Origin of the sequence: Gemmatimonas groenlandica, from assembly GCF_013004105.1 — a bacterium.
Taxonomy (GTDB): Bacteria; Gemmatimonadota; Gemmatimonadetes; order Gemmatimonadales; family Gemmatimonadaceae; genus Gemmatimonas; species Gemmatimonas groenlandica.
On record NZ_CP053085.1, the window covers coordinates 2,305,782 to 2,328,915 of the forward strand.

Consider the following 23,134-nt stretch of genomic DNA (forward strand, 5'->3'; position numbering starts at 1 on the left):
CCACCACCCGGCACCCTTCATGATGATGAAGCAACGAATACTCACGGTGTTCATGGGGACACTCCTGTGCGCGTCACAGGCGTTCGCCCAGACGAAAACCGTGACGGGCAAAGTGACCCGCGACGTCGGCGTTCCACTTTCCGGCGTCTCCGTCGTCGTGAAAGGCACGCCGACCGTCGTTCAGACCAATAACAGCGGCGACTACAGCATCCGCGCCGATGTCGGCCAGGTGCTGCAGTATCGCCTCATCGGATACCTCCCGCAGGAGCGCACCGTCGGCACGGCTGACGTGATGAGCGTGCAGCTGACGAAGGCCGCCGCGAACCTCGACGCGGTCGTCGTCACCGCGCTCGGCCAGACCACCACGCAACGCAACCTCGGCACGTCGCAACAGACCGTCTCCGGCGCCGACGTGGCGCAGACCGGCCGCGAAAACTTCATCAACGGCCTGCAGGGTCGCGTGGCCGGCGTCGAAGTCACGAGCACGTCGGGCGTTCCCGGCGCCTCGTCGTCGATCACCATTCGCGGCGTGAGCTCGATCAGCGGCAGCAACCAGCCGCTCATGATCATCGACGGCCTGCCGATGGACAACAAGACGCTTAACACCGGCTCGTTGGCCTCCGATGCGCCGGGCTCACTCACGGCCTTCAACAACCGCGGACTCGACTTCACGAACCGCGCCGCCGACATCAACCCGGAAGACATCGAAAGCATGGTCGTGCTGAAGGGCCCGGAAGCGGCCGCCCTCTACGGCATCGACGCCGCCAACGGTGCGATCGTGATCACGACCAAGCGCGGCAAGCCGGGCGTGGGCGGATTCGAATACAGCAACCGCGTGCGTGTCGACCAGACGCGCGCCCGTCCGGAAACGCAGCGCACCTACGGTCCCACCTCGGTGGCTGGCAGTGTGCTCGGCTCCTTCTCGTACTTCGGCAACCCGTACGCGAGCGGCACGCAGTTCTACGACAACATCGACGGCTTCTTCCAGTCGGCTGTGTCGCAGCAGCACAACCTGACCTTCAGCGGCGCCTCGCCCGACGCGAAAGTCAACTATCGCGTCGGCCTCGGTTACAACGCCCAAGGCAGCGTGATCCCGAACTCCGACTACACCCGCATCAATCTGACCGGATCGGGCGGCGCCACGGTCACGAAGTGGCTCAAGACCGACCTCTCCATGCAGTACGCGCAGGCCGACAACGATCAGGCGCTCAAGGGTGACAACGGCCCGCTCATCGGCCTGTTGCTCTGGCCGCAGACGGACAAGGCGAGCGATTACCTCACGCCCGCGGGCAACCGTCGCCGCATCACGGCGCTGGCCACGAACTCGGAAACCGACAATCCGTACTTCAGCGTCAACAAGAATCGGGTGAACTCGCGCAACGGCCGCCTGATCGCGAATCTGGGCCTCACGATTACGCCGTTCAGCTGGGGCTACCTGAAGACGAATATCGGTTCCGACGGCTACACCAACGAGAACCTGATCCTGCGTCACCCGGAAAGCGCCGGTGTGGCCAACAACAACAACGGCATTCTCGATGTGGCCAACGACGTCACGCGCAATCTGAACGCGCAGACGCTGTTCAACATCAACCGCATCCAGCTCACCGATAAGTTCTCGGTGAATGGCCTGGTCGGCAATCAGATCTCGGAGTTCCGGTCGGAAGTGAGCGGTCTACTCGGCCGCGACTTCCTCGATCCGCAGTTCGTGTCGGTGAACAACACGAACGTCCGCACGACGCGCACGAACAAGCAGCAGCGTCGCCTCATGAGCCTGTTCAGCAGCCTCACGGCCAACTACAGCGATTACCTGTTCGTCACCGTCACCGGCCGGAATGACTGGACATCCACCATCCCGGTGGAGCGCAACTCGTTCTTCTACCCGTCGATCCAGACCAGCTTCATCTTCTCCGAAGCGATCCCGACGATCGGCAAGTACATGAGCGGCAAGCTGCGCGCCAGCTATGCCGAAGTGGGTAAGGACGCGCGCCCGTACGCCTATCGCCCGTCGCTCGAGTTCAAGACGACGTCGAACGGCGGCTACGGCTACGGCTTCACCGGTCCGAACCTCGATCTGCGTCCCGAGTTCGCGTCGTCGTACGAAGTCGGCACCGAACTTGGCTTCTTCAACGATCGTCTTGGCCTCGACGTGACGACGTATCGCAAGCAGACCGTCGACCAGATCGTGAACGACATCCGCGGCAGCTACGCGACCGGCTTCATCTTGTTCAACCTGAACGGCGCCTCCACGCGGAACACCGGTGTCGAAGTCACGCTGCGAAGCACGCCCGTGATGAAGCGCGACCTCACGTGGGACGTGATCGCCAACTTCGAGCGCGCGCGAGGTAAGGTGCTCAAGCTCCCGAATGCGCTCCCCGAGTCCTACGTGTCCGACACGTGGCTGTACGGCAACGTCCGCAACGGCGTGGCTCCGGGGCTCTCCACGCGTTCACTGACCGGCCTGTTCTACCTGCGCGACACGATCCCGGGATCCAAGAAGATCCTCATCGATCCGACCACCGGACTTCCGCTGCGTTCCGCGGCGTTCATCGACGCCGGCTATGATCGCCAGCCTGACTTCACCATCGGCCTGACGAACACGATCCGCTTCAAGAAGCTCTCCGTCAGCTTCCTTGTCGACATCCGCAAGGGCGGCGATGTGTTCAACGCGACCGAGCACTTCCTCACCACCCGTGGCCTCAGCAACAGGACGCTCGACCGCGATCAGCCGCGCGTGATCGACGGCGTGCTGCGCGACGGCAAGGAGAACACCGCGAATCCCACGAAGAATACGATCGTGGTCATTCCCGCGGTGCAGCCGCAGTACTATACGGGCATCAGCGAAGAGCTCTTTATCGAGCGCAACATCAACTGGGTGCGCCTGCGCGACGTCACCGTGCGCGCGGTCCTGCCGGGCAAGTTCTTCAAGGCGCGCGACGCCAGCGCCTATGTCACCGGCACGGACCTGTTCCTCTTCACGAACTACTCCGGTCTCGATCCGATCGTCAACGGCAACAGCGCCGCCGTCGGTGGCTCGTCCGGCGTGGGCATCGACTATGGCAACTTCCCGATGCCGCGCGGTCTGGCCTTCGGCATCAAGATGGGGTACTAAACCATGAAAACTTTCCGCAAGATTCTGGCAATCGGCGCCGTCGCGCTGAGCACCGTCAGTTGCAACGAGTTCCTCGACGTCAACAACAATCCCAACGGTCCACAGAAGGTCTCGGCGAATCTGTATCTCGCGCCCATGATTCACTGGATGGTGACGTCGCCGCAGTTCGACGGCCGGTTCCTCGGTCGGTACACGCAGGAGTTCGTGCTCACGGGCACGGTGCTCAGTACGTGGGACCGTATGGGCTACGACCCCTCCAGCGACAACGGCGCCCAACAGTGGCGTGACGTGTACTGGACGCTCGGCCAGAATCTCGTCGACATGACCAACCTTGCCGAGGCCGAAGAGCGGTGGGACCTGCTGGGCGTCGCCAAGGTGCTCAAGGCGTGGGGCTGGCAGGTCACGACCGACATGCACGGCGAGATCATCGTGAAGGAAGCGATCGATCAGTCGAAGTTCGCGTTCAACTACGATTCGCAGGAGTACGCGTATCAGGAAATTCAGAAGCTCTTGAACGAAGCGATCGTGTTGCTCAAGCGCACCGACGGCGCAGTGGATCAGGCCTACCTAGCGCGCACCGACAAGCTGTATGGCGGCGACCGCACCAAGTGGCTCAAGTTGGCGTACGGCATGTTGGCGCTGAACCTGAACCATTACTCCAAGAAGGCGGCGTACAAGCCGGCCGACGTCATCGCCGCGGTGAATCTGTCGTTCACCAGCAATGCGGATGATGCGCTGCTGACCTACCCGAATACCCAGAACGACGACATCAATTTCTGGGGACGGACGCGCGGCAATTTCAACGCGTATCGCCAGACACAGTTCGTGGTCGGACTGATGAATGGCACGCAGTTCGGCGGCGCGGTCGATCCACGCATGTCGCGCATGCTCTCGCCGGCTCCCGATGGTGTGTACCGCGGTCTCGACGTGAATGTCGTCGGGTTCGGCGCGCTCACCGCGACGCAGCAACCGAACAACGTGTACGGCTATCCTGGGACCGGGGGACTCGCAGTGCCGGGTCGGTACATCTTCGACGACAAGGCGAAGATTCCGCTCATGACATATGCGCAGCTGCAGTTCATCAAGGCCGAGGCCGCGTACAAGATGGGCGATATGGGCACGGCACTCGCGGCCTACACGGCCGGTGTTTCGTCACACATCGATTTCGTGAACTCGCGCAACCTCGACAACAATCAGACGCCGACGCAGATCTCGGCGGCCGAGAAGGCCGCGTTCCTCGCGAACACGGCCATCGTACCGGCATCGCCAGCAGGGCTCTCGCTCACCCGCATCATGTCGCAGAAGTACATCGCGCAGTGGGGCTGGGGTCACAACGAGATTTGGATGGACATGCGTCGCTACAACTACACGGACGTCGATCCGGCCAGCGGCATGCAGGTGTTCCCCGGCTTCACGCCGCCGACGAGCCTGTATCCCGACAACGGTGGCAAGATCGTGCAGCGCGTCCGTCCGCGTTTCAATTCGGAGTACGTGTGGAATCTGGCAGCCCTCGAAGTCATCGGCGGCAGGGCGCTCGACTACCACACGAAGCCCCTCTGGATCACTCAACCGTAACCAGCGATGAACACATTCAGATCGATAGCGATGCTGCTGTGCGCCGTCGCGCTCACCGCGTGTGAGAAGAACGCCGTACAGGACATCACGGGCACCCTCCCGGGCGCTCGCGTCAAGTTCTTCAACTTCGGCGTCAGTGCACCGTCGGTGAACTTCTACGCCAACGACAGCAAGGTCACCGCGATCACGTCGGCGACGGGCATCGAAGCCGTGACCGGCGTCGCTTCCGGGGGCGTGGGTTCCGGTGGCTTCTACTCGGCCATCCAGCCCGGCGCGTACACGTTTACGGGCAAGATCTCGGCGGCCGTCGACAAGGACCTCGTAATTTCACGGGCGACCGCGACGCTGGCGGACGGGAAGGCCTACTCGTTCTACATCAGCGGTATCTACGATGCGACGGCCAAGACTGCCGAAGGCTTCGTGCTGGAAGACGCGTTCGTCGATACGCTCGACTACACCGTAGCGTATGTGCGCTTCGTCAACGCGATCTCGAACGCCAGTCCGATGACGCTGTACGCAAAAAACTCCACGACCGGCGTGGAATTGCCTGTCGGCGGCGCGGTGGCGTACAAGGCGGGCGGTGCGTTCACGGCACTGCCAGGGGCCGTGTACGACCTCAGCACGCGCTACGCTGGTTCGACGACCAACGTGATCACACGAACGGCCGTCTCTTTCTCAGCGGGCAAGGTCTACACCATCGGTGCACGCGGTGACATCACGGTGGTGTCCACGACCCTGGCCACTCGACCGCAGCTCGACAACACGGCCAACCGGTAACGCCGGCGGGACAGTGTGGTGGTGTAGGACAGAAGGCCCCCGGTTCACGCCGGGGGCCTTCTGCTTTCGTTGGCCCGAAACGCCGCGCCCGCCGAGTCGTCTTATCGGGAATGCACTGTTGCCGATGAATGCCGCCGAGAGGGATCATGCCCCAACTGTCCGCCCCTGACGACCTGTTCCTGGCGTTTCAAACTGCCGTCGCGGGGCGCTATTCGATCGACCGGGAACTCGGCCGCGGTGGCATGGGTGTCGTGTATCTCGCGCGAGAGGTGCACCTCGACCGGCTGGTGGCGATCAAGCTCTTGCCGCCCGCGCGTGCGTCCGACCCGATGCTACGGGACCGCTTTCTCCGCGAGGCACAACTCGCAGCCAAGCTATCCCACCCACACGTCATCCCGATCCATGCCGTCGATGTCGCCGGTGACTTCGCATACTATGTGATGATGTACGTCGACGGTGAAACGCTCTCACAACGCGTGCAATCACAGGGTCCCCTCGGCGCGCGCGAGGCATCGCGCCTCTTGCGTGAGGTCGCTTGGGCGCTCGGATACGCCCACGCGCAGGGCCTCGTGCACCGCGACGTCAAACCTGAGAACATCCTGATCGAGCGCGAGAGCGGTCGCGCGATCGTCTGTGATTTCGGTATCGCGGCGGCTTTGGGACAAGACCTCTCGATGGATGTTGCGGTCAGCGGCACGCCGGAGTTCATGAGTCCAGAACAGGCACTCGGCCACGAAGTCGACGCACGCAGCGACCTCTATTCACTCGGCATCACCGCGTACTACGCGCTCGCCGCGCGGCTGCCGTTTACCGGGAGCAGCGCTACGGAGGTGCTGGCAAAGCAGGTGACAGAGGCGCCGCCCCCGCTCTCGTCATTGGGCATCGCCGTCCCACGTCGACTCGCGCAGCTCGTGGAGCAATGTCTCGCCAAACATCCGAACGATCGGCCCGCGCGAGCGGATGCACTCGCCGAAGCCCTTGGTGTCGCCATCGAACAGCGTCGCGAGCTGCCCGCGGCGCTTCGCGCCTTCGTCAAGCGGGATGGTCGAATGGACGGTGGGGGTACGCTGCTCGGACTCATCACCGCCTTGGTCTCGGCCGTTGCGCTTTCTGCCTCGGCCGGGCCTTCGGCCGGAGTCGTGGCGCTCGTAAGCATGTTGGCGCTGATGCCGGCAGTGTTCGGCGTGCTGGCGGCGCGAGATCTTCTGAGTAGAGGCTTCGCTCAAGCGGACCTTCCTCAGGCCTTTCGTGTCGAGCGGGAAAGCGCGCGCGAGGAGCGCGCCGTACGGCAGCCGCGGTGGCGCACCCTGTTGACCCGCGCGTTAGGTGCGACGACACGCGTGGTGGCGTCGACGACCGCCCTCATTACCCCGCTGGCGTTCTTCGGAGGCACATCTCCACGGCTCTCCGCCGTCGCGTCGCTTGCCTTGGTGGGCACCGTGGCGAGCATCGCGCTCACGATCACGTGGCTCGGTGTCATGCAGCGTCAGCGTGATGTCGACGTGGAGTTCTGGGGCGCTGCATGGACCGGCCGTTTCGGCGCACTCGCCTTCAGCGCGGCGAAGCGACTGCGTGGCGCACAGCGCGCCGCGCCGGCGATGACCCATCGCGCCACGGAGCTCTCGCTCGGTATGGCCGCCGAGCAGCTCTTCGAGACGTTGCCAGCGTCGTCGCGGGCGGCCCTGTCGGATCTGCCATCCGTGCTGAAACGCCTACAACAGGATGCACAGCGACTCCGTGAGCGACTCGATCAACTCACAGACGCCATTGGCCATCATACGCACAACGAGGATCGTGGCGTAGACGGACTGCGCGGCGAGCGTGATGCCGTACTGGCGCGGCTTCGCGACGCGGTGACGGCGCTGGAGACGCTTCGGCTGGGCTTACTGCGCCTGCATGCAGGATCAGCCTCACTGGAAAGTCTCACCACGCACCTGGAACTGGCGGCCGATGTTTCGGCTGAGGTCGATCGACTGGTTGCAGCGCAGCAGGAAGTCGAAGCTGCGCTCGCGTACCCTCTGCGTCCCGCACTCACTCCGGCGTGATTTCCATGCACACACCTTCGGGTACATCGCACGCCAACACACCTCGCGACGCCAGCGCACAGGAAAGACGGGCGTCGGCGTGGTCGTCGCTCGGCGGCGCGCGCGCGATCGTCGAAAACGAGGCTGCCGCACAGCAGGTGCGTGATCCATCGACGGATACCGGCTCGCACCGTGGAGGCTGGCCACGGTCATTGCTCGGAGTGCTGCGGAACGCCGTTGTCGGCCTCGCGCTCTTGTCGGCCATTCCGCTGGCGCTGATCGGAAGCGGCCGAACGGTCGTGACCAGGGATTCCGTCCGGCTTGTGGCGCAAGCGACGCGCGTCGATCATCTGCGCGTGTTGCGGGCTCCCATCAATCAGGCGATCTCGCCACAAGAGGCAGGGGCAGCACTGCGTCGCCTGTCCACCGGCACACCGACAAACACTTTTCCGTTGCAGTCGAGTTCCGCGGTGCACGACCGACCGTGGCAACGCATCGAGTTGAGTAGTGACATGTTTCCCACGATGCGTACGCCGCAGTTCAAGGGTCCGGCCAATTTTATGGTGATTGCGAAGACGGTAGAAGGCTACAGCGCCAAAGAGATGGCGTATCTGCGGGAGGTCGCGAACGCACCCGTTTGGGCAGATTTCGACGCAGTTGCGACGGCCGCCAACGTCGACCTCGTGGGAAGCATGTCCGGCACGACAATGTCCTCCAAAGTCACAACTTTAAGCCAATTTCCGAGCATCAGCTTCAGCGGCAACAAGCAACTCGCGTTTGCCGCCGTCTCGCGCGCCGCATATTACGAGGCTTCGGGCGATCATGCGGAGGCGGAACGTGTGCTGCGCACACTGGTGTCGTACGGATTCACGCTCATCGACCAAGGTGCCGGCGGCATCGACGCGATGCTCGGACGGGTCATCGTCGACATCGGTCGCGATGGATTGTGGCATTTCTACACGATACGTGGTCGCAGCGAGGAGTCCGTCCTCGTAGAACCACTGCCACTCGCGGCGTCGGTCACCACGCCCGTGTGGCGCAGCGCGACAGACATCGCGGCCGATGGTCACCTTCCGCGAACTGTGCGCCTTGAGGCCCTCAGTTCGCTCAGCCTCCAAAGCTGCGGTTCGCTCCGTACGGTGCTGACCGGTCCGAGCGCGGCCACGAAACGCGCGATCAGCGACGCGCGCGCCTCGATGGTTCGGTATCCCTCAGAGCACGCCCTGTTCGACCTGATCGAACGCTCCGTCGAACACGGACCGGAGCTCGACTATGGGAACGCGTACAATCCGATCGTCGGTATTGCCCAGGTTGTCAGCGCGGTCACCGGTAATCCACGCGTCGCCAACTGTACGGTGCTCGCCGCCAGTATCAAACCGAACTAGCGCGTCGCTCGCGCACAATCGTCGGGATGGCACGGAGGGGGCGCATCGCGAAACCGTCCAGCCACTTCACGCTGCCGCCGTCGCTCGCATCGAGGTCGAATTCGCGTGGGCTGCGCACGAACGCCGCGATCGCTTCGTGCAGCAGCATACGCACGATGCCCGCTCCCACGCAGCCGTGCGCGCCAGCACCGAACGCCAGATGCCCTGACTCGACACGCTGTACGTCGAGCCGCTCAGGATTGCTGAACACGAGTGGATCGCGATTCGCTTCCGACAGCAGCAGCACGACCTCGTCATCGGTGTCGATCGCATGCCCGCCGAGCACCATTGGCGCCAAGGCCGTGCGAAATACCGCGCGCGACGGCCCGGCGAAGCGCAGCAACTCGTTGGTTGCTACAGCGAGCGCCTGCTCCCCAGCGTGCGCCCGAAGCCATTCGAGTTGCGCCGGATGCTGTAGTAATGCCAGCATCGCGCCTCCGCTGAGCGCGGGCACCGTATGCGTAAGGGCGACGAAGCTCTGTACGGTGCCGGCGCCGCCGTATCCCTCGAGCAGCCCCGCAAGTTTTGTGGCGGCCTGCGACAGCGCGACACTGGGGGAACCGCTCTTGGCCCGCGCCGATTCCTCGAAGAGCGTGGCGGCGAGTGGCAGGCACGTCGCAACTACTTGCGGGGGAATTCCCAGCACCTGTCGCGCGGCCTCGTGCGCCCACGGCTGGGCCATGTCCTGCATCAGATCGACGGCGCCTTCCGACGGAAGCGTAGCTAGCCGTTCGACAGCCCGCGCGCCGAGCGTTTCGCGCCATCGCGCCAGCAGTGTCGGTGGCAACTCCTGCTGCACCGCTGCGCGCACGACGCGATGTGAAGCGTCGCGACGCGTGTGCACACCGTACGGCGCCAACCGGTCATCCCGTAGCGCCGCGTGGACGTCGGCGTACGCGCACAACGTCCACACCGCCCGCGCGGTCACGGAATCAGCTTCGGTGCTCCGCCCGAGCGCAGGAAATCCATCGCCATGTTCGTCATGGCGCGCACACCGACGGTCAACGCGCGGTCGTCGCCCTGAAACAGCGGCGAGTGATTGCTCGCCACCGTCTTCGGATCGAGATTCGGCGGCGTGACGCTGAGGTTGAAGAAAAAGCCCGGTGCGAGTTCGGAGAAACGCGAGAAGTCCTCACCGGCCATCGTGACGTCACCTTCGGTGGCGCCCGCCGCCCCGGCCACGCGCTTGAGCGTGGGATAGAACTTGGCGACCATCGCATCGTTGTTCACCGAGCTCGGATAGCCGATGTCCACGATCACATCGGCGGTCGCCCCGTGCGCTTCCGCGATGTTGGTCGCGATGCGCTTCATGCGCTCATGAATCGTCTTGCGGGCCTGCGAGTCGAACGCGCGAATCGTGCCGATCATCCACACCGAATCGGGGATGATGTTCTCGCGCAGTCCGCCGTGAATCGCGCCGACGGTGACCACCGCCGGCGCCTTCGACAGGTCGAGCTGACGCGACACGATCGTCTGCAGTGCCGTCACGATCTCCGCGCTCACCACGATCGGATCGACGGTGTTCGACGGCATGGCGCCGTGCCCCTGTCGCCCGTGCACCACGATGCGCCAGCCGTCGGCGCTGGCCGAGATCGCACCAGCGCGATAGCGCATTGCACCGAGTGGACCGGGACCGACATGCAAACCGAACACGCCGTCTACGCCCTTCATCACGCCGGCATCGATCATCGGCTGCGCGCCACCGCGCGGCGGCACTTCTTCGGCCGGCTGGAACAGGAACTTCACCGTACCCGGAATGCGATCCTTGAGGCCCGCCAATACTTCGGCCGTACCCATCAGCATCGCCGTGTGCATGTCATGTCCGCAGGCGTGCATCACGCCCGTCTCCTGCCCGTTGTACACCGTGCGCACGGTGGACTTGAATGGCACGTCAACGAGTTCCGTGACCGGCAGCGCGTCCATGTCCGCACGCAGTGCGACGGTGGGGCCCGGCTTGCCGCCCTTCAGGATGCCGACCACGCCGGGAATACCGCCCACGTTCTCCTGCACCTCCATCCCCAACGACTTGAGATGCGCCGCCACCAACGCCGCCGTGCGCTTCTCTGCGTAGCCGAGTTCCGGATGCTGGTGTATGTCGTGGCGCCAGGCGGTGACCTTGTCGGCGATCGCGGCGGTCCGACGATCGATCTCGGCGGCCAGCGCGGGATCGGCGGTAACCTGCTGCGCGCGCAGGGAGGGCGCGACGCTCAGCGAAGCCGAGAGCAGCAGCGCAGCGAAGTAACGTGACGAGCGCATGGCGAACCTTTGGGCGGGGAGCATGCGGAAAACGAGTAACCGAAAGATGGCGACTGTCGGCCGTTGGCGCTCGTGCCGATCACGGCACGATGACCGGTGTCGCGAAGAAGCTGTTGGGGCGCCAGGCCGGCCGCGATTTCCGGTTCGCCACGCCGAGCGCGAGATCGGCGTACAGCGCGTTGAAGCCCGCCGCCGCTTCGAAGTCGATGGGCTGCTGCAGATCATCGGACATCTTGTGGTATCGCTCACGCACCCAACCGGTAAACGTCTTCTCCTCTGCGGTGCCCGTCGTGTAGCCCAACTTGAAGGCTAGCGACGGCACGCCACGTCGGATGAAGCTGTACTGATCGCTGCGCACGAAGCGCATCTCCTGCGGCTCCGGATCAGGCAGCACCTGCAGCCCGCGCGCCGTGAGCACACCACCTACATCGTCGGCGAGGTCCGATTCGTCAACGCCATACACGAACAGGCCTTTGAGCGGAAAGAGCGGCAGGAACATGTCGGTGTTGAGATTGGCTATGATCGTGCCGCGCGTGATCGATGGACGCGCCGCGAAGTAGCGCGACCCCAGCAATCCCTTCTCCTCGGCCGTGACCGCCACGAACAGCAGCGTGCGCTTGTTGCCGCCGCGCGCCGCGACCGCCTTCGCCGTTTCCATCAGCGTCGCGGCGCCGGTGGCATTGTCCATCGTGCCGTTGAAGATGCTGTCACCGGTGAGGGCCGGTCCTTTGAAGGTGCCGACATGATCGAGATGCGCGCTCAATACCACCACTTCGTCGCGCAAGGTGCGATCGGTGCCCGGCAAGATGCCGACGACATTCGGCGAGACGATATCGCGACGCACCGTGGGCAGCGTGGCGCGGAGCGATACGCTCAGCGCGGCCGTGGGCAGCGGCTCACCGCGCGCCGCCACCGCGACGACGCTGTCCCACACGATGCCGCTACCAGCCAGCAGGCGCGGCATGAGCGAGGGATTGAGCACGCTGTTGATCCGCTGGCCGCCCAGGTCATCGAGCGACGTATCGGCCAACGACACTGAACTACCGAGACGCGTGTTCTCGTTGTCCACCCAAGCGCCGCCGGCGCCGACGGCGATCACACCGACCGCCCCGGCTTGCCGCATGGTGGCCCATCGCGTGCGCGTGCCGTGCGCTAGCAGCGGTGCCGAGAGGCCCTTGGGGTTGGCGTTCACATAGACCACGATCTTACCGCGCAGATCGAGTCCCCTGAGGTCGTCCATGCCCGCCTGTGGCAGCGAGACGCCGTACCCCGCGAACACGAGCGGGGCCTCCACGTTGTCCGTAGCGAGACGCGCCGTGACGCGCATATCGCGACCTACCACGAGCGGTGACCAAACATCGCCTTCGCGCAGCGCCAGTGCGACGCCTTCCTTGGCCATCGCGACCTCGATGAATCGCACCGGCTGATACCACCCATCGGTGCCGGCCGGCGAGAGGCCCGCCAATCGAAACTGCTCGGCGACATAGCGCGCCGCCACTTCGTGACCTGGGCTGCCCGTGTCTCGGCCCTTCAGCGAGTCGTTGGACAGCACCTGTACATGGCGCCACCAGGCCTCGGCGGGCTGCTGCGCGGCCAGCGGGGCGGCCGTCGCGACCAGCGTGGCCAGGAGTGCGGCCGCGAAGGCGACGGACGTCGTGCGACGTGTCATGGGATCGGGTCGGTGAGAGCGAATGAACATGGCCTACCGCGATAAGAGGCGCTTCAACAGTTCCGGCATGGCGTGCAACTGATCAATGTGGTCCGGCGCCGTCGTGCCCGCGAATCCCAGCACGCGGAAGTTCCGCGCGTGGACCTCGCTCAGCTGTTGCATGCCGCGCGGGCCCCATTTGAGCACCGGCTTTCGGACGAGCGCCATCGAAAGGAGAGTCCAGTCGGCAGTCTCGGTGGTGCTGGCGTACGTGCCGGGGAAGATCTCCGAGTGCGTGATCAGCATGCGCTTGTCTCCGTACGCCGCAGCTCGCGCGAACGCGGTGAGAGACACCAGGTTGAGCGGGTCGAGCATGCCGCCGGCGGCGAGCACCTGCCCCGCCGGCACGTACGACGTGTGCATGCCATCCAGCAGCAGCACCGCGTCAACCCGGGCCAGGTGCCGCGGCTCACGCAGGATCGCCCGAACTGCCCCGTGACCCGCGGAAAACCCCACGAGCGTGACGCGGCCCACGCGTGAGGGGCGGTCGGTCACCGCGGCGACCTCGCGCGTGACGGTGGCCAGCAGCGTGTCGAACGCGGCCGGATCGGCGAAGCTGCGGTCGTAGATGCCGGAGCCGGCACCGAGGTTGAGCACGACGGCCACCGTGCGACTTTCGAGCGCGGCAACCGCCTGCTCGGGCAGCCAAGCCGCGCCGTGGAAGTGGACCACCACGTCGAACGCGTCGCGCGATCGCACGCGATCGGGGATCCAAATCTCGACTGGCTTGCCGGCCGGTCCTGTGAACGACCGCGTCGTACCGCCCAACGCGCGCGGTGTGAGTCGCTCGTGCAATCGAGTAGACTCCACCATCGGCGACGCTTGCTGTGGCGCTGGTGCGGGCGGTGGCGCGACGGGAACCCCCTGCGCCGATGCCGACGGCGGCGGCCACAGGAGCGCCACGATGAAAATGCTGCTGGCGGTCTTCCCGCACCGATGCATGACCTCTCCACGCTGACGTCCGTGAGCCTATGACGCTTCACCGGAAATCTACCGACGACGTTGGCCGACGCGACTTTCTCAAGCGGCTGGCCGTGTCGGCGCCGATCGTGTGGGCCGCGCCGGGTTGTCTGGCGGTTCGAGCACACAGATCGCGTACGGATGCCGACGAACTCGTCGCCGACGAACTCGTCGCCGACCTGGTGATCATCGGCGGTGGTCTCGGCGGCTGCTCGGCGGCGCTAGCGGCGGCGAAACGCGGCCTCCGCGTGATCATGACGGAAGAAACGGACTGGATCGGCGGACAGCTCACTCAGCAGGCGGTGCCGCCCGACGAGAATGCGTGGATCGAAACGATCGGCGGCACGCGCAGCTACCTGGCGCTACGGACCGGCATGCGCGACTACTACCGTACGCAGACGCCGTTGACCGCGCGCGCCAAGGCCAACCCGCGACTCAATCCCGGCAACTGCTGGGTGTCGCGGATCGGGTGCGAGCCGCGCGTTGCGCTCGCCGTGCTCGAAGCCATGCTCGCGCCGTATGTGGCGAGTGGACACGTGCGCATCCTTCGCCTCCATGCGGCGGTAGCGGCCGATGTGGACCGCGACCGCGTGCAGGCCGTGCGTGTGCGGCAGCGCGAGACCGGCCGCGACATCGTGCTCCGTGCTCCCTACTTCGCCGACGCCACCGAACTCGGCGACCTGCTGCCGCTTACGCGGACGGAGTATGTCACCGGCGCGGAGTCCACCGCGCAGACCGGCGAGCCGCACGCCAAGCGCGCGGCCGAGTCGGAAAACGTACAGGCCTTCACGATGTGCTTCGCGCTCGAACATCGCAGCGGCGAACATCACGTGATCGATCGCCCGAGCGACTACGCCTTCTGGCGTGACCTCGCGATCCCGGCTGCCGACGGCGTGACGTATCGCTTGCTCAGCTTTGACGAACCGGCGAATAAGCGCATCGGCTTCGATCCTGAGCGGCGTACCGGATACTGGTCGTATCGTCGCGTGATCGATCGCGATCTGTTCACGCCGAAACCTTCGGACGATGCGCGGTATCGACATGACGTGAGCATCGTGAACTGGGGGCAGAATGATTACTCGTTTGGATCATTGATCGACGTGAGCACCTCCACGGCACAGCAGCACATCACGCGGGCGAAGGCGCAGAGCCTGTCCCTGCTCTACTGGCTGCAGACCGAAGCCGCACGGCCCGATGGCGGCGCCGGGTGGCCGGGCCTTCGCCTGCGCCCCGACGTCCTGGGCACCGACGACGGCTTCGCGAAGTATCCCTATATCCGCGAAAGCCGTCGCATCGCCGCCGAGTTCACCGTGTGCGAGCAACACGTGACCACGGAATCGCGACCGAACGCCACGCGTGCCGCCGATTTCCCCGACAGCGTGGGCATCGGGCACTACAGCATGGACCTGCACCGCACTACTCGCGGCGACTACGGACGCTACGGCGCGACCTACCCCTTTCAGATTCCGCTGGGGGCGCTGCTGCCGACACGCATGGAGAACCTGCTGCCGGCGTGCAAGAACCTCGGCGTTACGCACCTCACGAACGGCTGCTATCGCCTGCATCCGATCGAGTGGAATATCGGCGAGAGCGTGGGGAGTCTGGTGGCGTTCTGCTTGGCGAGGCGCTGCGTGCCGCGTGCGGTGCGGCAGCAGACGCCGCTGCTTCAGGACTTTCAGCGGGAGCTCGAGCGCGACGGCGTGCCGCTACAGTGGCCGCGCGAGTTGCCGCGGTAGGCCGGCATTCACTTGAACTGCGTGGTGGGCCAGCGCGCCGTACGCGTACGCTCTCGCCGGCGCCGGCGCGTTGGATCGGGCTGCGCAACACCGCAGCCTATGGAGGCGCGTTGGGACGAAATGATCGAGTGTAAAGCGTGGCAGGGTTGCGGAGTCGCGAGCCAAATGGGATTCTACGCTACGCTCGCAACGTGAATTATGTCGGCGTCGATACGTCGGTCGGTTGAACGGGCGTTAGACCCCGAAAGTAGTGTTGCTGCTGGCCGCGGTTTCAATCGGAGAGCTCAATGGCGTTTGACGCGTCGCCCTTTGTTTTCATTCCGTTCTTTGCGGTTACGCTGTCCGTAGGCGTCGGTTCATCGATCGCCCTCGTGCGCTACTTGCTGTGGCGTCGAACCGCTACAGCGCGGATGGTCGCCGGATGCTGCGGATCGTGTGGAAGCAGCCTCGGATTCACGGCGACGTACAACGTGACGGGTATCCCTGTGTGCCGTTCGTGCGCGAATGGGCTCCGTCGCAAATTGGGCGGGTGGATGCTTGGCGCTGCCGCAATGATCTCCGCCCTGCTACTGGTCTCATCGACCGCGTTCGTGGCTGATCTACTCATCGATGGGGGGCCGGCATGGCGATGGTGGACCAAGAACTCGCGCGCCTGGGTCGTGGTCATCCCTGCCTTGACGGTCTTCGCTACCGCCGCGACCGCAATCGGACTCGGTCGGATTGCCAACAAGTTGGCGGCGGCACGCGAGATGGCGCGGCTACGTAATGGAAGCGACTTGCCACTACTCGCGCGCGTGTTGGCGTCGTTTGAGTTGCCCACGCAACCGACAACTTCTGTGAGCTCTCGCTCTACGGAGGATGAACGTTGAGGAGCGGCTCGACTGGTCCCAGGTTTGGTCTAACGAACTGCTGCTGCTGGCAGTGCGAGGCGGTGTGCGGCAGGCGGTTGCCGTGCTGGCGCACGGCGCCCGTCCGGCCGCACTTTATTGGATGCGCTGCAGCAGAACGCTGAGGCGTTACGCACACCAACTTGAACTGCTTACGATGAGCCTCGTTTCTGATCCCGGTCTGCGCGCGGCATCACGCGAGTCTGATCATCGATTGCTCGCCGCTGGGCGCGCTGCAGTGACGACGTCGGAAACCGCAAAGGAAACCGCGCGGGCCCGTCGCGGCCGCATTCGATTCGTCTACGGCAGTCTGTTCGTCGTGTCCGCGCTGCTCGCGCTCCGTGTGCTCGCATCGGTGCTCGCTCAACCGCTCGAGGTCGTCGGAGCTGCTCCCGTGCCCACGTGGCAGGTCCAAGTGCGCACCAATACCAATGCGCCGGGGATTGTCTTGGCGTACGGGCCAGAGGTCGGCGTCCAGTTGCTGCGCATTCCCGGGCGCGAAGCGAGTGCAACGGAGCCGCGCGTGATTCCCGCGCGCCTCGCTCGCGGGGAGCTTCACCTGATCACGCTCTCGCTCAACTCGTTGCATGTGGATGCCCCCGGTGCGCCAGGCACGGGCGTGGTGCGCTTGAGCGCAAGCTCTCCGATCATCACCCTCTTTCAGTCGCCGACCATGTCGGGCGTGCGAACTGGCTGGTGAGCGGACGCGGGTGCCTAACGAACCGCTGCTGCTGTCAGCGCGATTCGGTGTGCGCTCAACATTGTCGCCTGTCTAATCATCGCTTCCGGCTTCTTCGCCCTGATTGACTAGCTCGGCGACCTCGTCTTCTCCGATCGTGTCCATTTTGAGCCGACTATTCTCGGTCTCTGGATCGGTCGCTGGCTCATGGAGCGGGAGCCGAGAAGTTACGCTGTAGCCGTTTTTCTCTGGAGCGACCATGATCCTCGCCCCCGTTTCACTGGTACTTCTTGTCATGATCGGTATGCGCCCGACCGTGCGGTTCGTCGGTGTTGATCTCGCGCACCTGTCCTGGCCCGTGGTCAAGGAGCAGGAGGGATACCGTGCGGTATACAAGCTGCTGGTGTCGCCCAGCGGCGGTCCGCCTCGGTCGACTCGCGACGTGTTGCGGCGAGCTCATCCTATTGCGTTCGTCCCGCAACCGCCCCGTTCGTCGCGGGAATGGCTAAATTGAAAAGCCGGCTTCTTCCCGGCGCCGTCTGCCCAATCCAATGAGACTGTCCCGGTGAGCCAGCCAAAGATTTGCCCGCGATGCGGCGAGGCATACGACGACGTTGTCGACTTCTGTGCGAAGGACGGCACGCGACTCGTGCGCGGTGCGCCGTCGGTGGACCTGATCGGTACCGTGATCGCCGATCGGTACCGCATCGTGTCGCGCATCGGCGAAGGCGGCATGGGACAGGTTTACCTCGCGGAACACGTGCGCATGAAGCGCAAGAGCGCGATCAAGATCATGCGCCCTGCGCTCGTGCACGAGGTCGAATCGGTACAACGCTTCACGCGCGAGGCGGAGAATGCCAGCCAACTCTCGCACCCGAACATCGCCGCCATTTTTGACTTTGGCGAGAGCGCAGAGGGCGTGGTGTACCTGGCCATGGAATACATCGACGGTCATCCGTTCTCCGACGTGCTCGAGCGCGAGGGCGCGCTCCACCCTGAAGTGGCCGCCGACATTATCGGACAGGCGGCCGACGGGCTGCAGGCGGCCCACGACCTTTCGATGCTGCACCGCGACATCAAGCCCGACAACATCATGCTGGGCACGCGGCCGGATGGCACGTACCTCGTCAAGCTGGTGGACTTCGGCATTGCGCGAGTGATGGGGGGCAGCGACCAGAGGATGACGCGCACGGGCTACGCCGTAGGCACGCCGCAATACATGTCGCCCGAGCAACTGGCGGGTGACACGCTCGACGCGCGCAGCGACCAGTATTCCTTGGCCCTCGTCGCGTTCTCGGCGCTCACGGGCAAACAGGCGTTTTCCGCCGAGTCCACGAAGGAGTCGCTGATTCAGCGGCTCACCAGTCGTCCGCAATCGCTGCGTACCGCGCGCGAAGGTGTGGAGTGGCCCGATACGCTGCAAGACGTGTTCAACAAAGCGCTGGCACCGGATGCGACCGAGCGGTATCGGACCTGCACCGAGTTTGCCGAAGCGCTGTCTGTGGCGATCAACAGCATGACGCCGACGCAAACCACCGAGCTGTATCGCCACGCGCTTGATGCGCGTTCCGCCAGTATGGTGGCACGCACACCCAGTGGCGCCGCCGCGCTGGCGGCGGCGTCTGGGGAGCGCGTCGTGGTGACGCGCAGCGATGGCACCAATACGGTGGAACGGACATCGACGACCGGTGAGCGCGTTGTCAATCCGGGGAGTGTCCCGCCCTCGCGGTCCCGCATCCCGATGATGGTGGGCGGCCTGCTGGTTGCCGGCTTCGCCGCCGTGGCGTTTGGTCTGCGCAACAACGGGGAGGCGTCCGCCGCCGGCGTCGCGGGGATTCTCAGTGACAGCAGCAAGCCGATGGCCGTGGCAGGCACGGCGAATGCCGCCGCCGACACGCTGGCGTTGACGCAGGATAGCGCCGGCGCCGGCGCTGCCGTAAACCCCTCAACGCGCACCGCGGCGCCCACGCTGCCTGTGTCGCCCAAGCCAGGCACCGCATCGCCGACTGCGGCCGGTGGTGCCGCCACGTCGGCGAAATTGGCCAAAACCAAAGCCGACTCCACCCGTGCGGCGGCCGCGAAGCGCACCAAGGCCGTAGAGGACAGCATCGCGGAGGTCGCTGCCGCGCGAGCACGCTATCCTGATGCCCCGTTGCGCGCCCTCATTCAACGCGGCATCGATGTCAAGGCGCATGTGGTGCGCAACAACGACCTGCGTGTCGTCGTCATGCCGACACCGATGTTCGTGGCGCGCGCCGAACAGGCAAAGGCGTGGAAGGACGCCAATGTGCGGGCGGACGGCAGCCGGTACGACGCCGCCGATCCGATTGAACGGTGGACAGCATGGAATACGCTAGTGAATGCACGCCGCGCGGTCTACGTGATCGAGGTTGCTCCCGATCGCACCCCGTACCCGTCCATCGAGCCGGAGCGCATCATCGACTTCAAGAAGGGTGATGTGATGAGCGTTGAGGTTCTCCGCGACGGCGCGGCGGTCGCGCTGGAGAATCCGGCACAACTACCCGCCGTCCTCAACGGCACCGCGCATCAGGCCGAAGGGAAGAAGGTGTTCAACAGCTACGTGGCCACGGTACCGGCGAGCGCCTTTGCGCCACGTGACGACGGCAAGATGCCACGCATCGAGGTACTGGTCACCGACGCGACGCGCGGCGGCGGGCCGGCGCGGATCGCGCTGTCTGACGGCCTGGTCAAACGATTGTACAACGAGTTTGCTCCGTGGCGTGACGCGTTGGCGCGATAGCATCTCGCGGGAACGTGCGGAGGCATTCAACATGCTACGGCGCAACGGTCGAGACCGAACCCACGCGACTCACTGTAACGAGGCAAGCGACATCCATTGCTCGACGGCAATCGTCTCTACCACGCTCTGGCTAGGGGTCGTTTGGCCAATCGTCGGATGTGTGCGCTACCCTCGCAACCGCTCCACGACCCGCCGCGTCTCCACCGACGGCGAGGCGCCAAACTCGCGTTGCAGCATCGCACTGAATGATTCGTAGTGGGCCAGCGCCCGTGCGCGTTCGCCCAAGGCAGCCAACGATTCCATGTAGGCGCGATGCGCGCTTTCTCGGTATGGATCGCGCCGCACCAACAGTTCACAGAGCGCCAGCAGCTCATGGTGGCGACCGCCGATGCGCGCGAGCTGCACCAACCCGTCGGCAGCGTCGGCCCACTGCACCCTCAGCCGGTCCTGCGCGGTGACCATCCACCCGTCGCCAGTGTCGCCCGACAGAAAGTCGCCATCGCATGACGCCAGCACGAGTGCCCAGCGATCGAGTACCTCGGCGTCTACCACGAGCCGCCGCTTGACCGCCGACTGCACCTCCTGCTGGAGGACCCGCAGTTCGTCGGTGTCGCACGTCAACCGTACATCGGCGCCGGGCTCGCGCAGCACTCGGTAGCGTCCGCGATCAAAGCTCACGAACGGCTGTTCGCCCAGATGCCGCCGCACATGATGCGCCGTCACATGAAAGACATTCCGTAGCTGTGCCGTTGATGCCTCGGGCCACAGCTCGAGGCCGATCTCTTCCTTCGTGACGACGTCATGTACCAGGAGATAGGCCAGCAGTTCGCGCACCTTCCCCGACGGCAACTGCCGACTCGGTAGCTCGACGCCGTCGCGCCACAGCGTGAAACGGCCGAGAAGCTGCACACGCACGGTCGGCGGTGGAGGCGAGTGCACCGGCGCGACCGCCGGTGCGTCGCCGCCCGGCTCAAGGCTGCGCTCGAGCGTCGTTACCTCGTTAGCCATCAGCTGCAGCGCGTCGTCGAGTACGTGGTGCAGTCCGTCGGCAATACGCGCCTCGAACTCCGCTGCCGCCATACGCGCTCGCAGTTTCTCGCGCATGACCCCGTCCCGCTGCACATCCGGTCCGATGATCCCGGCACCACAGCTGCGGCGTAGGGCCTCGGCCACGCCAAGCAAACGCGCCGCAAGTGTACTGGCATCAGGGGTCGCCAAGACACCGCCGGTGGCGTTGGCCACCACCCACGCCGCCGTATCGCAGGCGCGCGACACAAACCAGGCGTCGCGCTCCTCCACCAACACGGTCGCCGCCTCGCGCGCAAATGACAGCGCGGCGTTGGTGCGTCCGAGGGCCACCTGCACGTTGGCGATCCCCTCGAGCGCGAGCGAGAGAAACCACTGCTCACCGAGCTCGCGGAACGCCGAAATGGCACGCGAATAGTCGTCCAGGGATTCATGCAGGTTCCCGACCATGTAGTGCACCAACGCGCGGCGCATTTGCATAACCGGCAACAGCCATCGATCGCTCGCGGTGGCGGCGAGTTCGAGGCTGCGATCCATGCATGCCAGTCCCTCCGGCGCGTTCCTTCGCATGGCAAGGGCAAAACCTCGCAACTGTTCACTGAGGGCCGCCTGACGCAACAACGCTAAACGATCGCCCGCGCTGAGTGTCTGCTGTTCAACGTGCTCACGCAGCGCTCGCTCACGGGCGGTGGTGGCGAGCATGGTGTCGGTGTCGCCGGCAAAGTACGATAGCCCGGCTATGGGATACGTGAGACGCAGCACGTCCAGTTGCGACGCGAGCGGCAATTCGGCGTCAACTCTACCCGTCGCGTCGTGTGTTTCGAGAATGCGCAACACGATGGCGCGCCCCTCACTCCACGCGACGCCGGAAATCCAGAACCAGCCGAGCACTCCACCATAGTGCACGGCGAGTGAGATGTCCCCGTCGGCCCCCAGACACCAATCGAGCGCCGCACGGATCTCATCGAGAATTTCGCGCAATTGATTGACCGTGCGCCCCCGCGCGGGAGAGAACAATGCCGCCTCGCGCTGCGCAGCATAGCGCGCGAAGTAGCGCGCGTGCCGCTCGCGAACGACGTGTTCGTCGGCCGTCTCGCGCAGCAGCGCCGCACCATACTGACGTACGGTCTCAAGCAGTCGATAGCGGGACTGACTGTCGTCGTCACGGACTTCCACCAGCGACTGTTCGACCAATCGTCCCAGCGCCATCACGACTGCCGATCGCGCGCGCGGAGAATCATCGTCGGCACATATCGCCTCGACGGCCTCGAGCTCAAACGCCCCGCGAAACACCGACAGGCGCCGCAGAAGCCGTTGTTCGTCATCCGCGAGCAGGTCGTAGCTCCAATCGAGCACCGCGCGCAGGGTCCGGTGACGGGGATCGGCGTTTCGCTTTCCGCGCGAGAGCAGCGCGAGCAGATCGTCGAAACGCGAAACCAGTTCATCAACACCGAGTACCGGCACGACGGCGGCGGCAAGCTCCAGCGACAGCGGCATCCCGTCGAGTCGCTGGCAGAGCGCAACGACCGTGGCCGCGTTCGCATCGCTGAGCGCAAAGTGTGGCGTCACGGCGCGCACGCGTTCGGCGAAGAGCTGGACCGCTTCGAACTCCGCGGCTGCACGCGCCGTGATCCGTGACGGCCCGACGCGCTCTGACGCCGCCGACACCGGTAGTGAGAGAGCGGGAATGCTCCACGCGAACTCCCCGTCCACCGCGAGCGGCTCGCGGCTGGTCGCGAGCACGCGCACCGTTTCCGTGCCGTGCAGCACCAATGCGACGACGCGTGCGACGTCGTCGATCAGATGTTCGCAGTTGTCGAAGACGATCAATGCCGGCTGCCGCTGCAGCGCCGTGCGTACCGCGTCGGCGAGCGATCGGCCGGGCGCACCACCCACGCCCAGCACCGCTGCCAGCGCTGACATCACATCACCGTCACTCCGCACCGGCGCGAGCTCCACCCACCATACCGCGTCGAAACGTCGCCACGCCGACTCGGCCATGGCCACCTCGCGCACGAGGCGCGTCTTACCGGCGCCACCGGGACCCACCACAGTCAGCAGCCGCACATTGGCGAGCCGGTCGCGTACCGCGTCCAGCTCCGCCTTGCGCCCTACGAACGACGACAGCGTGCCAGGGACGTTGTGGGACACGCTGGAATCGGCGAACGGCGGCGCAGCGAGGGACATGCGGCAGGGGACGAGGTGACGCGGG

General features: G+C 65.1%; 14 protein-coding genes. 9 read left to right on the top strand and 5 right to left on the bottom strand.

The window, feature by feature from the left end:
- Nucleotides 1–19 precede the first annotated feature (19 nt).
- From HKW67_RS09730 to HKW67_RS09750, 5 genes are all read left to right on the top strand, one after another.
- Entirely contained in the window at nt 20–3,109 is a 3,090-nt protein-coding gene (locus HKW67_RS09730; protein WP_206044668.1) for a SusC/RagA family TonB-linked outer membrane protein, read from the top strand.
- Between the two features lie 3 nt (nt 3,110–3,112).
- The gene (locus HKW67_RS09735; RefSeq protein ID WP_171225202.1) at nt 3,113–4,684 is read left to right on the top strand and encodes a RagB/SusD family nutrient uptake outer membrane protein; all 1,572 of its coding nucleotides are present in this window, start codon (nt 3,113–3,115) and stop codon (nt 4,682–4,684) included.
- 6 nt (nt 4,685–4,690) lie between these two features.
- Nucleotides 4,691–5,461, top strand: coding sequence for a DUF4397 domain-containing protein (locus HKW67_RS09740; protein ID WP_171225203.1), 771 nt, complete (start codon nt 4,691–4,693; stop codon nt 5,459–5,461).
- Between the two features lie 146 nt (nt 5,462–5,607).
- Nucleotides 5,608–7,506 (top strand): serine/threonine-protein kinase, encoded by a 1,899-nt coding sequence (locus HKW67_RS09745; RefSeq protein WP_171225204.1) that lies wholly within the window; start codon nt 5,608–5,610, stop codon nt 7,504–7,506.
- 5 nt (nt 7,507–7,511) lie between these two features.
- Nucleotides 7,512–8,870: a hypothetical protein gene (locus tag HKW67_RS09750; RefSeq protein WP_171225205.1), complete on the top strand. Its 1,359-nt coding sequence runs from the start codon at nt 7,512–7,514 to the stop codon at nt 8,868–8,870.
- Here the strand turns inward: HKW67_RS09750 and HKW67_RS09755 are convergent.
- From HKW67_RS09755 to HKW67_RS09770, 4 genes are all read right to left on the bottom strand, one after another.
- A complete protein-coding gene (locus HKW67_RS09755) occupies nt 8,857–9,837 on the bottom strand; it encodes a cytochrome P450 (protein ID WP_171225206.1) in 981 nt (326 codons plus the stop codon). The genes HKW67_RS09750 and HKW67_RS09755 overlap by 14 nt on opposite strands.
- Nucleotides 9,834–11,165 (bottom strand): amidohydrolase, encoded by a 1,332-nt coding sequence (locus HKW67_RS09760; protein WP_171225207.1) that lies wholly within the window; start codon nt 11,163–11,165, stop codon nt 9,834–9,836. The genes HKW67_RS09755 and HKW67_RS09760 overlap by 4 nt, the downstream gene beginning before the upstream one ends.
- A 79-nt stretch (nt 11,166–11,244) precedes the next feature.
- Nucleotides 11,245–12,834, bottom strand: a complete 1,590-nt coding sequence (locus HKW67_RS09765; protein ID WP_171225208.1) for a M28 family peptidase — start codon at nt 12,832–12,834, stop codon at nt 11,245–11,247.
- A gap of 33 nt (nt 12,835–12,867) precedes the next feature.
- Nucleotides 12,868–13,815 carry a Rossmann-fold NAD(P)-binding domain-containing protein gene (locus tag HKW67_RS09770; RefSeq protein WP_171225209.1) on the bottom strand — a complete coding sequence of 316 codons (948 nt, stop codon included), beginning with the start codon at nt 13,813–13,815 and terminating at the stop codon, nt 12,868–12,870.
- Nucleotides 13,816–13,844: 29 nt separating this feature from the next.
- Between HKW67_RS09770 and HKW67_RS09775 the strand changes: the two genes are divergently transcribed.
- The 4 genes from HKW67_RS09775 (at nt 13,845) to HKW67_RS09790 (ending at nt 19,896) form a co-directional block, all read left to right on the top strand.
- Nucleotides 13,845–15,569 (top strand): FAD-dependent oxidoreductase, encoded by a 1,725-nt coding sequence (locus HKW67_RS09775; protein WP_171225210.1) that lies wholly within the window; start codon nt 13,845–13,847, stop codon nt 15,567–15,569.
- 1,044 nt (nt 15,570–16,613) lie between these two features.
- Entirely contained in the window at nt 16,614–17,156 is a 543-nt protein-coding gene (locus HKW67_RS09780; protein WP_171225211.1) for a hypothetical protein, read from the top strand.
- A gap of 238 nt (nt 17,157–17,394) precedes the next feature.
- Nucleotides 17,395–17,649 carry a hypothetical protein gene (locus tag HKW67_RS09785; RefSeq protein WP_171225212.1) on the top strand — a complete coding sequence of 85 codons (255 nt, stop codon included), beginning with the start codon at nt 17,395–17,397 and terminating at the stop codon, nt 17,647–17,649.
- A 51-nt stretch (nt 17,650–17,700) separates the two neighbouring features.
- Complete coding sequence (locus tag HKW67_RS09790) at nt 17,701–19,896, top strand: serine/threonine-protein kinase (RefSeq protein WP_171225213.1); 2,196 nt, start codon at nt 17,701–17,703, stop codon at nt 19,894–19,896.
- Between the two features lie 165 nt (nt 19,897–20,061).
- Here the strand turns inward: HKW67_RS09790 and HKW67_RS09795 are convergent, their stop codons facing one another.
- Nucleotides 20,062–23,109, bottom strand: coding sequence for a BTAD domain-containing putative transcriptional regulator (locus tag HKW67_RS09795; protein ID WP_171225214.1), 3,048 nt, complete (start codon nt 23,107–23,109; stop codon nt 20,062–20,064).
- Nucleotides 23,110–23,134 lie beyond the last annotated feature (25 nt).

Bases quoted from the DNA above. Each gene is read 5' to 3' on its own strand.
- HKW67_RS09730 (WP_206044668.1), top strand. From the start codon at position 20: ATGATGATGAAGCAACGAATACTCACGGTGTTCATGGGGACACTCCTG.
- HKW67_RS09735 (WP_171225202.1), top strand. From the start codon at position 3,113: ATGAAAACTTTCCGCAAGATTCTGGCAATCGGCGCCGTCGCGCTGAGC.
- HKW67_RS09740 (WP_171225203.1), top strand. From the start codon at position 4,691: ATGAACACATTCAGATCGATAGCGATGCTGCTGTGCGCCGTCGCGCTC.
- HKW67_RS09745 (WP_171225204.1), top strand. From the start codon at position 5,608: ATGCCCCAACTGTCCGCCCCTGACGACCTGTTCCTGGCGTTTCAAACT.
- HKW67_RS09750 (WP_171225205.1), top strand. From the start codon at position 7,512: ATGCACACACCTTCGGGTACATCGCACGCCAACACACCTCGCGACGCC.
- HKW67_RS09760 (WP_171225207.1), bottom strand. From the start codon at position 11,165: ATGCGCTCGTCACGTTACTTCGCTGCGCTGCTGCTCTCGGCTTCGCTG.
- HKW67_RS09765 (WP_171225208.1), bottom strand. From the start codon at position 12,834: ATGACACGTCGCACGACGTCCGTCGCCTTCGCGGCCGCACTCCTGGCC.
- HKW67_RS09770 (WP_171225209.1), bottom strand. From the start codon at position 13,815: ATGCATCGGTGCGGGAAGACCGCCAGCAGCATTTTCATCGTGGCGCTC.
- HKW67_RS09775 (WP_171225210.1), top strand. From the start codon at position 13,845: ATGACGCTTCACCGGAAATCTACCGACGACGTTGGCCGACGCGACTTT.
- HKW67_RS09780 (WP_171225211.1), top strand. From the start codon at position 16,614: ATGAGCCTCGTTTCTGATCCCGGTCTGCGCGCGGCATCACGCGAGTCT.
- HKW67_RS09785 (WP_171225212.1), top strand. From the start codon at position 17,395: ATGATCCTCGCCCCCGTTTCACTGGTACTTCTTGTCATGATCGGTATG.
- HKW67_RS09795 (WP_171225214.1), bottom strand. From the start codon at position 23,109: ATGTCCCTCGCTGCGCCGCCGTTCGCCGATTCCAGCGTGTCCCACAAC.